The following is a 12,140-nucleotide window of genomic DNA, read 5'->3' as shown; positions in this document are numbered from 1 at the left end:
TTTCAAGAGAAAAACAAGGAGCAGAGTGCCGGTCAGTCGATACGGCACCCTGCCTTGCTTTTGAAAAAAATCAATACTTCGCTTCTTTATTTGTTCATCAGGTTGTAAATCGCTTGCACGGCTTCCGCGCGAGTCGTAATGCCCTTCGGTACAAATTTATTGCCCGAGCGGCCATTGATCAGCTTGAGCTTGGCTGCGGCATTTACGTAATTTTTCGCCCAGTTCGATACCGTACCGATGTCCGCAAATGACGATTCGTTCACGGTATCGATCGGTTGCTTCTTAACGACCTCGTAAGCTCTCATCATCATGGCGACCATCTCCTCGCGGGTGATGATGCCTTGCGGATCAAATGTTGTTGCGGTGCGGCCGGTTACAATGCCATTGCCGTACGCAATCGAGATTGGCTCCGCGTAATACGCGCTGCCAGGTACGTCAGCGAACGATTTTGTTGTCGTAGCGGTCAGCTTCAGCGCATTGACCAACAGCTTCGTAAATTCACCGCGCGTAATCGCCCGATTCGGTTCAAAGGCCGTATCGCTTGTACCGTTAACGATTTGCTTGGCTGCCATTTCCTGAATGACGTTATACGCCCAGAAGCCCGACGTAACGTCGCTGAAATTATGCGTGACTTTGAGTACGGCATATTTGCTGAAATGGCGGATCTCTGCAGTCATTACGCCGTTGGCATAATCGCCGCCGATGTACTCCAGCTTGCCGTCGTCACCCATGTAGAAGATGCCAAGCAGGCCTGGATTTGCGGCTGCAGCCGCAGGATCGACCTTCAGGCGGAGCGTAATCGGCTCATTAAATTGCGTGAGCTTCGAGGTTACGCCCGCAGCCGTCGTGAAGGACAGGCTGAATTCGTAAATCTGACCTTCCGCCTGGATGACGGAATGGCTGTTTTTCTCGCTTCTCGAAATCGCCTGGCTGGCGTCATTCGAGCTTAACGGAGCCATCTGGATGGAGATCGTGCCCTTCGAAAGGTCCGTTCCGGATACTTGCGCGGTCAATTGCTTGAGCAACTCTGGCTGCAATTGCAGCTCTGCGCTGCCCGATTGCAGAACAAGCGGATGACTGCCAAGTAATTCGGAAGCATTGCCAGGCAGGCTGAAGGCCGTTGTGTCCGGCTTCAAGGCTATGGTCGTTACGCCCTGCTTAAGCATGTCGGCCGTTACCGGAGTAACGTTGCTAGGCGCTCCGGTCGAACCGCCATTGTTGCTTCCGCTGTTATTGCCGCCGTTATTTCCACCGTTGTTTCCGCCATTGTTGCCATTGTCCGATGGTGTCTTCGCCGGTACAATCACCGAGATTGGCGCCGTATCCGCCGTCGATTGATCGGATGTTCTCGTTACCGTCACGACAACTTGTACCGTTGTTGCTTCGGATGGCGGCGTAACCGTGCCGTCCGTTGCGATAACGCCGGTTGGCGTCACGCTCTTAATGGTGTACGCGAATCCGGTCGGTGCTGCCGGCAATGTCCAGGATGTCGCATCCTTCGCCGGTGCCGGAAGACTTGTCAGCGCCGCAGCCAGGCCGGCAGCTGTCTGTTCAACCTTGGACAGTTCCTTCGTATTCCGGACGCGGATCCGCATGCCTCCGGAATAACCGCCGGACAAGCCTACGGCTTGCAGCGTTTCTCCGACGCCAAGAACCGGAATCGGTCCGCTCTGATCCACGATGTAACCGTCCGCGAACACGAGCAAAGGTCCGCTGCCGTCATCGATAACATAGGAATTGCTGTCCGGGATCGAGGTTACGGTACCGATCACTTTCACCAGCTGACCCAAGTTCGCTGCAGCTACCGCATCATGCGTGCTAACCAGTTTTGGATCAGGCGATAATCCGGAGCTGACTTTTACGACGCTGGCCGCAAAGCCGTTGTACTCCAGCTCAATGTTATTCTCGAATTCGCTGATGTGGCCGTATACCCGCACAACGTCTCCCAAGGAGAGCGTATGCTCAGGCAATTCGTTAAACGCCATAATACCGCCGGTTGCGTCCTGCAGGTAGAAGGCGTCGAAGAATACTTCCGAATCGGAGGTTACGGTGCCCTGTACGACAACATCCGTGCCGACCGGCAATGCGCGTGCTTCCGCAATCGAGCTTACAACCGTCTCGCGATGCGCAAGCCAGTTGATGGCATTAAGCGCGAATTCGTTATTGCCCTTTGCGTTATAGCTTTCATCCATCTGTTTATCGTTGAAAATGTTCATGCCCGACACGATAATTCTTCCGGCACCAACCGTTTCCGACGCGATGACCGGAATCGCCGAGCCGCCCGTCAAGTCTGCGGGAGCCGGGGAAGACGATACATTATACGAGTACGTATCGCTCTTGATCTGCGACGCAAGCTGGAACGTGGACTCGTTGCCTCTTGCGAGAACCGTTACCGTATCGCTGTCCTTCAATTCCGCTTTGACCGGACCGCCGCTGTTCTTCGCTAAGCTGGATCCGCTGTAATACTCGATGGTCGATACGAAATCCGTCAAATAGTTGCTGATCGGCTTCGGATGCAAGCGGACCGAATAGTTCGAAGTAAGCGGCGTTGACCAGAAGTTGCCGTCCTTTGTCTCGTCAACCACTTCGTCGTTATTCAACACAATCGTGGAGCCGATGCCTTCAAGAAGCGGATTCAGATTCTGGTTGGTAGCGCCATAGTTGCTCTTATCCGCCAGCCAGACCGAGCCTCCGTTATTGACGAAGTTTTTAACAGCGGTGATTTCATCCGCGCTGTAAGCAGCAGCCGGATGGGAAATATACAGCACCGCCGCGCCGTTTAGAGCGGAATCGGTAATCGTCGACGCCGTATTCTCGGCAACGGTATAGCCTTGAAGTCTCATCTGATTCGTAAACGACTTCAGGTTGTCTTTATAGCTGCCGGTATCCTTTGTCGTATTCTCGTTGTTCTTCGAAGCGTCGATCAGAATTTTTTTGCCGAGCGGCGCTTTAATGGAGAAGGATTGATGGTACTCGTTCAGCGTTGCGTCAGCCGTTGTCAGAACAACGATGATGTCATGATTGCCGGCCATCGGATTGCTCCAAATGACGCTCGACGTCGTCGATTTGCCGCTAGCCAAGGAATCAATTGTCGTCTGACCAATCAAATGACCGCTGTCTTGTTGATCGTAGTAGTACGAGACCGTCATCCCGTTAATGGTTTCCGTACCTTGGTTACTGATTGAAGCGTTCAGCGTTGCCGCATTGCCGCCAATGATGGCGCCTTCCGCAGCCACAACGGTGCCCACCTTCACAGCAACCGCTTCTTCCTCGGACCAGAACGGCGCAGAGTAAATGCGGTCACCGTCAGCTTGCGTCACGCGAACGACAAACCATTGCTGCCCGCCCGCAACCGTTACGGTTGGCTTCCAGTTGAACGAAGTCTCATTCGACGTTGGCGTATACGTTGCCGCTATTACGCCGCCGTTCGTAATCAGTTCAACCTTCGCCACGTTATCGTTGGATGGAGTCGCGATATAGCTGTAACGCGGGTCGGATTTGCTCTCGAGTACGTTATCGCTGCCCGTAATATTAAAATTGAGGGTCTTGCTGTCGACGGTAGAACCCATGTACCAGCCGTTAGCCGTTGCATCCAATTTCGCGTTTGGATCCTCGGTCATGTAGACGCGCATGTTGCGCATCGCATCCATAAGCGAATCCGTCGTCAAATCTTTCGCGACAATGACGGTACGTCTTTTTGTCTGGCCCCATGTCGCATCATGGTTGTCTTCACCGAAAGTTGGCGCGACATGCCAGCCGATATCAAGTGCTTTATAGTACAGGTTTTCAAGATTGACGTAAGAATAGTTGCCGGAGCCGTTGCCGACTTCGAACAAGGTGAACAGCTTGTCTACCTGCTTGTTGTAAGGCAGGAAGCTGTTGAACGAGCCCGTAGGCGCGTTCGGATGGTTGAATTGGGCAACGATGTCATCGTAAGTCATTACCCAAGAGTAATACTTATCCAGATCCTGATACTGGCCGCCGTCTTCAATCCGGTCGATGAAATTGTCCGTGCCGAATACGTTGGAGTGGCCCCAAGTGGTCGACGTCATTTCGAATGCCGGGAACACGACGAATTGTCCGTCAACCGTATTCGATTTGGCGAGCGACTTGGTCAATGCCCAGCTCTCGCCGCCCTTGCGCTCAGGCATGCCGCCATGGGAAGCTGCGTCTTCCGCCGTTCCGCGAATGGCAGCGTCGATATCATGAGAATGGTCGGAAAAGGCGAAATAGTCATAGCCGTAATATTTAGCCTGATCAAGCGCGGTCTGAGGGTCGCCGTGCGCGTCATGCGAAATATTCGTATGGTTATGCGTTGTGCCGTAGTAATGGTTGCCTCCGGAAAAACGCTCTTCGATCGTAAACGTCCACGATTTATCGGTTACGTTGCCAAGAGTATCCTGGATAATCAACTGAATCGTGTGGTCGCCAACAGCCAAATCATCGTCCGTAGTCAGCGTAAGCGTTGCTTGCGTTGCCGAAAATGCTGCGCGCTGCGTGTAGTCAACGCCGTCGATTTTCAGCGTGGCTTTCGTATAATCAATGCCGCTTGGATCGTTATACGATGCGGAAATGGCCGGATGCTGCGTTTCGAGCTTATCCCCTTCCGCTGGCGATAAGCTTGTAATGACAGGGCCGTCTTTATCTTCAACGATGTCGATAACGATTGGCTCCGCGCTGCTGCCGGAACCTGCCTTAACTTCTCCGGATATCGCTTCGATGTAATAGAAAAGCTTGCCCGTTGCAGGAACATCCGCTTGCGGGATATGGCCGTTGTAATGCACCTTGTCCGCAGCGCTTAGTTGAACGGAACGGTAATTTTCGCTTTCCGCCCCTTTATAATAAAGCGTTACGGAATCGGCGAACTTCGCCAAGGCTTCAAAGCTGACGTCCACGCCAGTGTAGGCTTTCTCAAGCGGCGTATGGCTGAATTGAAGCTCGCCCTTGACGTCCGAAGCACCGCGCGGCATCAAGCGGTAGCCGCTGTCATACGGAGATACCCGGTCCGCTTGCCCGATAATGCCGGTGAAGGTATACGTTTCGTTCAGTTCAATGGTATTGCCCGACATGTCAATGCCCGAGCCTGCCGTCACTCTGACGATAAACGTATTGTTCGCATCATCGGTGAGCGTTACGTCTGTATCCGCTCCTGATGCTGCCGTATTCGTAACTTTGCCTTTGATGGCCGCAAGCGTGCCTTCAATTGGCTCCATAGTAGCTGCCAATGATGCTTTCGCAAGCTCAACCTTTGTTGCCGCCGGCAAGCCTTGATCGCCTTCGTCTTCGATCGAGGAAGCCAGAAGCTGAAGCATACCGGCCGTAAACACGATCGAACCGGTCACTTTCACTTTATGTCCCGGTACAATGGATACGCCTGGTACCGCGCCGGCAATGACATTAAGACCGCCGGTAGCGTCCTGCACGTAAAAATTAGTTGGCTCGGTGCCTAGCACACCGTTCGCGGTCGTAACGACACCTTCGACGGTTGCCGTATAACCAGCCTGCTGCGTCATGCCTTTTGCATCCGAAGCACGTACGTCGCTAATAGCCGCGATTGCCGGTTTCGCGTAGGACGACGCGTCGATGCGCGTATACGGGCTTTCCGCATTCGCATACGCATGCGTGAGGTAAACCGATTGAATGCCGGTCGAGTTCTGGATGGTCATGGCAAACGAACCGTTAACTCCGGCAGTCGCCTGACCAACCGCCGTGAACGCGCCGTCAACATAGGCATAAGCCTTCACTGTCGAATTCGCCACGGCCGCATCCGCCGTACCGGTTACCGATGCAGCACCGTCAAATGTAATATTTGCTGCTGCGGGCGCTTCTCTATAAGAGGCGTTCTTCACGATGATTTCGGATGGCGACGCTGCCGCTTTCGGCACGAAGGTCACGAAATCCTTGGATGGATCCTTCGTGAAGTACGCACCGTTATGCATGCCTACAGCCGCACGCGGGTCTGAACCAATCTCGGTTTTGCGGACCATCACGCCGCTCGCAATATCCGATGCGATAAACGGAGCTCCCCATAAGAACGTTTTTCCGTCAAAGAAGGAAGATGCGCTGCCGTAAGCAACCATATCAACGATATTCTCGTTGTTCGGATCGGAAGTCGCTGTCGCGGCTTGCGTCAGAATGATAATGCCGCCGCCGGAGGAGCCTGCATTAGGTCCAAGCGACCCGGTATCGTCGGCTGCCACGGGCAAGGCGGACGCCCCGCTCGTGTTGACTGCCCCGGACACGAGGTAGTAACCATGGGCCTTGATTGTTCCGGTAAGGGCAGTCCCTTTTCCCGTCGCTGCGGGATTAGTCAATGCCGTATAATCGATAACCCAGCCTTTCAGGCTGATATCGTGGTCCGTACGGTTGTACAGCTCGAAAAATTTATTTTTGTAAACCCCGTTTGCCGTTCCGCTTACGTTCAGCATGCTGAAGACAACATCGCCCGGATTCGCTTTATTCGGATTCACAATCGCAAAATCAACGCCGGTTTTAGCGCTGACCAGCTTGTTCGCCGCTTTGGCGGTCACGTAAATTTTCGCATTGCCGTCCGCATTGGAAAGGCTTGCCGTAAACGAACCGTCCGCTTCGGCTGTTGTCGAACCCGCCGGAGTTGTGCCATCCGCCAAATAGATCGTAACGGCTGAACCGCCAGCTACGGCGGAAGCTGTTCCCGACACGGTCGAGTAGCTCGAATAAGTGATCTTGGCTGCATTCGGCGCGGCAGTTTGTCCGACCGATACGTTCACCTTCGCACTCTCTTCTTTGCCCGTCTCCGTAGCGGTTACCGTCACCGTTCCCGCATGAGTCGGATTGCTGATCGTCAGAGCAAACGAACCGTCCGAGTTAGCGGTCGTATTGCCGAGCGGCGTATTGTCGGCATCGTAAGCTTTCACTTCCGCATTTGCCGGTACCGCTCCGATATCGCCGTTTAGCGTCGCGTAATCGTCCACGAACGTAATTTTGTTAACGACCGGAGGCGTCGTTGCTTGTACGCCGCCATTGCTGCCGTCGCCACCGTCGCCGCCGGAACCGTCAGACGAATCGCCGGCTACAACGATGTTTTCGATCTGACTCGTGCCTCCGCTCCCGAAAGCTTCCGTAGCGGAGTATGTACCCGTACCCGCACGGACGGAGATATTGTCAACGAGCGTCCATCTCAAATAGACCATCGGCTGATTGTCCGCTTGGGAAGGCAACGCTACATTGCTCAGTACGCCTGTCGTCCAATCGTTTTGAACTTTTACGGTACCGCCTGCAACATCATTCCAGGCTGCTCCGTCTAGGCTATATTGAAGCTGGAAGTCTCTTGGCCCTGTCGCTGAACCCCGCTGAACCGAAGATACCTTCAGATTCGTATAACCAGTCGTAACGAGGGAAGTCTGCCAGAATCCCCCTACCGTCCATCCGCTGCCGCTAACAACGGACATGGCAGGAGTAGATTTATCGTTGGAGAATCCCACTGTTGGTGCGGTTGTCGTCAGTTTCTTGTCTTTGTTGACATCAAGCGTAACGCTTTGGTTCGCCGGAAGGTCCACGGCTGCATTTGCACCCGTGCCCGTCCCGTCCCATTTCGCAAGCGTCACCGCCGAAGCTGCGGATGCCATAGGCAAAAGACTGCCCGGCTGCAGCAGCGTGAGAAGCATCATAACGGATAAAACGATGCCGAATACGCGTTTATTTTTTAACGCCGAATAACCCACTTAAAAGCCTCCGTTCAATGAATTCATATTGGAAATAAGTCTTCTAACAGAGGTAGGCCAAGCTGTGATAAAATAAATAGGCTTGCTTATCAACGGCAAATAAACCGCCGATAAGCCGGTTTCTTCAGAAGCCGTGGTCCGTGCGCCCCGCCAAAAGCTATCGGATCGCGGCTATTTGATTCCTATTTATGACTTGCAAGAGAATAGACTCCTTTCCGCAAAATTCTATAAAAATCCCCAAAAAACGAGTTAGCCTTACCTCACCTGCATTATAGCACCGTTAATTTCGACAATTGTCATCGTAATATTAATTTTTTAGCAGTAAACCATCCTGCTTTTTCATATGTTCATTTTTGAAATATTTTCAAGTGAAATTTGTTTCAGCCCTTACAAAAAGAACAGGTATCCGACTTTTCTTTCCTTCAAACTTTTGATACAGTAAGAAAAATAACGTTGTATGCGACTGGCGAAAAAAGTGGAATCAACCACGGGGGAGCATGCAGCTTGGACGTTCCGTTCGCCTGGGAAAAGTATCTGAGGACAGACTCGCGTTTTTCGCGAGCCTTCCGCAGGTACTTTTTTTCGTTCATGAACAAAACGGCATGGAGGGATTGGAATGACGAAGCTCTTGAAAGCGAAGGAAGCAGCAGATCAAGTATACGAAGGAATAAGAACGAAGGTCGAAAAATGGAAGCAGATTGGGGTTCAGCCTCATATGGCGACCATTCTGGTCGAAGGAGATCCCGCATCCGCTTATTATGCCGGGGCCAAGCAAAAAATCGCCGAGAAGCTAGGCGTAGCTTTTACTCTCCACGCGTTCCCGGGAGGAGTTGCGGAAGAAGAGCTCCTTCAGCTTGTTAACCGATTGAACAATGATCCAACCGTTCATGGCATTATGCTGGAGCTGCCCCTGCCCCGGCATCTGTCGGCAAGCACCATTGAGAGGGCGATCTCCCCGTTGAAAGACGTGGACGGAGTTACGCCTGATAACAAGCTTGCTACGGTAACGGGTGACACCGGTCTCTATCCGGCTACCCCCCAATCCTGCATTCGTCTCCTGAAGCATTACGGTTATACGCTTGAAGGCAAGAACGTAACGCTCGTGGGACGCGGCCAGACCGTCGGGCTGCCGCTGTTCCATATGCTTCAGCGCGAGAACGCCACCGTAACCGTCTGTCATTCGCGCACGCCGAATATCGCTTCCCATCTGGGCCATGCCGAAATCGCCTTTGTCGCGGTTGGCCGCCCAAGCGTGGTTACGCAGGAGATGGTTCATCCCAACCTCGTCATTATAGATGCCGGAATCAATGAAACGCCGGAGGGTAAAATGATTGGCGATGTTGCAATCGGCGTTCAATTAAGCGCAGCGGCGGTATCCCCCGTACCTGGCGGGGTCGGAACGTTAACGACGGCTATCCTGTACGAAAATCTGCTGAAGGCTATTGACCTTCAACTCGGGGAGGACAAATAGATGACTGCAACGATTTCGTGGGATGATTCCATCCGTCATTTTCTGGAGCAAGCCGGCAGCGCTAGTCCTACGCCGGGCGGAGGAAGCGTAGCCGCATTAATTGCTGCGCTTGCAGCTTCGATGACTTCAATGGTTGGGAACTTGACTCAAGGTGAGAAGTTCGCCGATATTCAATCTACTATTGTTGAAGTCATAGAGAAGATGCGTCGCTTAACGACAGAATGCGAAGAGCTGCTCCAGGCGGACATCTCTTCTTTTAATGGATACATGGATGCGCTAAAGCTGCCAAAGAGCTCCGATGAAGAGAAACATATACGCAAAACCGCGCTTCGCGAAGCTGCGATTCAAGCGATTGATGTTCCTCTGCGTCTCATTGAGGTGTGCCGGGAAGGCTTGGTATTTACCCGCCGCATTGCGGAGTCTTCCAACAAAAACGTCATCTCCGATCTAGGGATTGGAGCGATTTTGTTCGAAGCTGCAGCCCAGTCTGCATTGCTGACGATCGAGATCAATCTGGCCTCGTTAAAGGACGCGGAGCTAAAGCAGCTCTATTCGGACAAGGTAGTTTCGCTAATGAACGAGATTCAGGAACTGAAAAGCAGCTGCCTTCAAATCACGCGCAATCGCATCCTCGGATAAAAAAACATGAATATTCTATCGCACGAAAAGAAGACGCCCAGGAGAATCCCGGCGTCTTCTTCTATTTTTTTTATTTAGACGGCTTGTCTTTTTTTCCGTTAGACTTTAAGACAACGTCGTAATCGTAAGGCACGCTGCTCACGGTGCCTTCAGGCGCGGCGTAAGTCGTCATCATAATGATACTGCCGTACTTGGAGCTGTGGAGCATGTCGGCAAGCTCGATGCGGCTCGACTCCGACATGTTGATCGGATCAGGTACCCGGATAACCTTAACCTGGTTGCCCTGTTCCTTGTCCTTCTGCTTGTCGTAGTTTTTCATAAGGCCAATGAACTCCACCTGATAATTGACGTATTGGCCAATCGTCTGCTCTAGGCTCTTAAAGCCGGAGGTATCCGTCATCGGATCAATGACGGTCCCGTTCAGCCGTAGATTGGATAAGTACCAGCCTGCTTCGTTGTAGCCCCAGTCCGTCAGGTAACGGAATCCAAGCAGCACCTTCTTGCCGGCATAAGCGGACAGATCAAAGGTCTCCGTCTTCCAGCCTTCGGAGCTGCCCGTGAAGCCCGGCAGATTCGCTGCCGTCTTCGGATAGCCTCCTTCGACCAGATCGCTACGCGTATCCTCGTTGGACAGCGAGGTCCAGGTCTTTCCTCCGTCCTCCGATATTTGCACCACGCCGAAATCCCATTGCTCCTCGATATTATAGCTGGTATCGAAGCTGAGCTCCGGTGTTGCCTGACCGGTCAGATCGAGTTCCCTGATGAGGAAATTGTCTGCCTGGTCGCCTTGATTGCTCCATAGGACCTTCCCTCTTTCGGGATCCTCTACGGATATCCAGTTGGTGCGCAGGAAGTCGAGTCCCTGGAAATAGAGATGATCAATTTTGGAGTCGGGCTTAAGCACCTTGAAGTCTGTTCCCCATGCAGGCGTAACATTGTCCGACTTAACCGAAGAAGCAAAGTCGGGAGCTAGATCAATGGAATTAAACTTGTAGGTGGAGGAATCCCCCTTATAACCGCTGTCGAGCACAACGGCCGTCATGTAGTCGGCATATAAGTCGGCGAATGACTTATTGATTCCCGCTTCGGTCAGCGCAGCTTCCACACCGCTAATACCGGTATTAGGGTTATGGAACAAGGTTCGAATAAACGACTCACCGTAATGATCATAGAGATACAGCTGGAACAGATACGCGTTGCCGTAATCGGAAAGAATCTGGAGATCGGACTGATCGCCCCATAAAGTAAGCGAGTTGCGGAGATTGGATAAAAATTCGTTTACGTGGTCCGTGGAATGGCCGTATCCGACCATGTACTGGGCGAAATCGGACAAGCCCTCATTGATGAAGCTTTCTTCCGCAGGATCGGTATCCCGGTGCAGCAAATGCTGAAACTCATGGGCAAATACGCCTTCATAGAGATAGGGCTTTGCTGCGGATGGTCCGGTTCTGTTAAGCCAATCCAGGCTGTCTATCGTCATCACGTTGCGGTCGGCAAAATCGCTGATTGTCGGGGAGAAATAACCGGCGATATAGCTCGGATAGTTAGGGTCATAGTAGCTTTGATCCTTAATGTTGTCGATCAGAATAACAACGCGCCCGCTGTCATCCTTGTACAAGCCGTTATACCCCTCTTCTCCTTTGCGTTCCGCCGGCGGCGCAAAGTATTCGATTTCTTTCGGATAAATGCGCGTTTCGAATTCGTTCAGCAGGTATTGTACCTGCTCGTCCGTAATTTGAACGGAGCCGTTTCGAGGATCGCCGTCCGGGAATTTGAGGTTGTTCGCTACCCATACCTCGCCGCTCTTCCCGACGGCCCGAAGAGTAAAATTCGTCAAATAATATTGGCCGTTCACATCGTTATTCGTGAGCCACGGTTTGACAGTGCCCACATCCGCTTCCGTCAAGCCGGCCGCCTCTGACGACGAGCCTGGATTCCCGGAAGCCTCGCTGCCTGTCAGATCCAGCCGTCCCTCGGCTTCGACGCTTTCCAAAGTATCGGCCCTAAGCTTCGAACCTACATCCAGTACGCTGGGATTAGCGTTATAGCTTTGCTGCTTTGTTGGCGCTGCCGTTGCCGCAGCCGGCGCCAGGAGGCCGCCAACCAGAATAAACGACGATATCAGACCAAAAAGATTGCGTTTCACCACATACACTCCTCCTCAAAAGTTCTGCGAAGCAAAACTTGATGCGTAAGCATAAACTTAAAGAATGATCATACAAGCAGCCCGGTATAGGCTGATTGCGATTATTCTTACGCTATGTCAACTATCATAACAAGGAGGAAAATATACGAAAGTGCCGCTGCTACCATACATGTCAGAGTAA

Annotated in this window: 4 protein-coding genes and 1 riboswitch; of the genes, 2 read left to right on the top strand and 2 right to left on the bottom strand. The window is 52.4% G+C overall.

The features are described from left to right. Nucleotides 1-86 precede the first annotated feature (86 nt). Complete coding sequence (locus ACR9FF_RS04565; protein ID WP_435169333.1) at nt 87-7,703, bottom strand: S-layer homology domain-containing protein; 7,617 nt, start codon at nt 7,701-7,703, stop codon at nt 87-89. A gap of 449 nt (nt 7,704-8,152) precedes the next feature. Continuing rightward, nucleotides 8,153-8,237: riboswitch (ZMP/ZTP riboswitch) on the top strand. An 82-nt stretch (nt 8,238-8,319) separates the two neighbouring features. Between ACR9FF_RS04565 and ACR9FF_RS04560 the strand changes: the two genes are divergently transcribed. Further along, nucleotides 8,320-9,174, top strand: a complete 855-nt coding sequence (locus ACR9FF_RS04560; protein ID WP_435169331.1) for a bifunctional 5,10-methylenetetrahydrofolate dehydrogenase/5,10-methenyltetrahydrofolate cyclohydrolase — start codon at nt 8,320-8,322, stop codon at nt 9,172-9,174. Further along, the gene (locus ACR9FF_RS04555; RefSeq protein WP_435169329.1) at nt 9,175-9,813 is read left to right on the top strand and encodes a cyclodeaminase/cyclohydrolase family protein; all 639 of its coding nucleotides are present in this window, start codon (nt 9,175-9,177) and stop codon (nt 9,811-9,813) included. 70 nt (nt 9,814-9,883) lie between these two features. Here ACR9FF_RS04555 and ACR9FF_RS04550 read toward each other — a convergent pair whose 3' ends face one another. Beyond that, a complete protein-coding gene (locus tag ACR9FF_RS04550) occupies nt 9,884-11,959 on the bottom strand; it encodes a choice-of-anchor J domain-containing protein (protein WP_435169327.1) in 2,076 nt (691 codons plus the stop codon). Nucleotides 11,960-12,140: the final 181 nt, after the last annotated feature.

The organism is Paenibacillus glycanilyticus (assembly GCF_051200795.1).
Classification (GTDB): Bacteria; Bacillota; Bacilli; order Paenibacillales; family Paenibacillaceae; genus Pristimantibacillus; species Pristimantibacillus glycanilyticus.
Note: the sequence above shows the minus strand (reverse complement) of the source record. Positions and strands in the feature narration are given on the sequence as shown.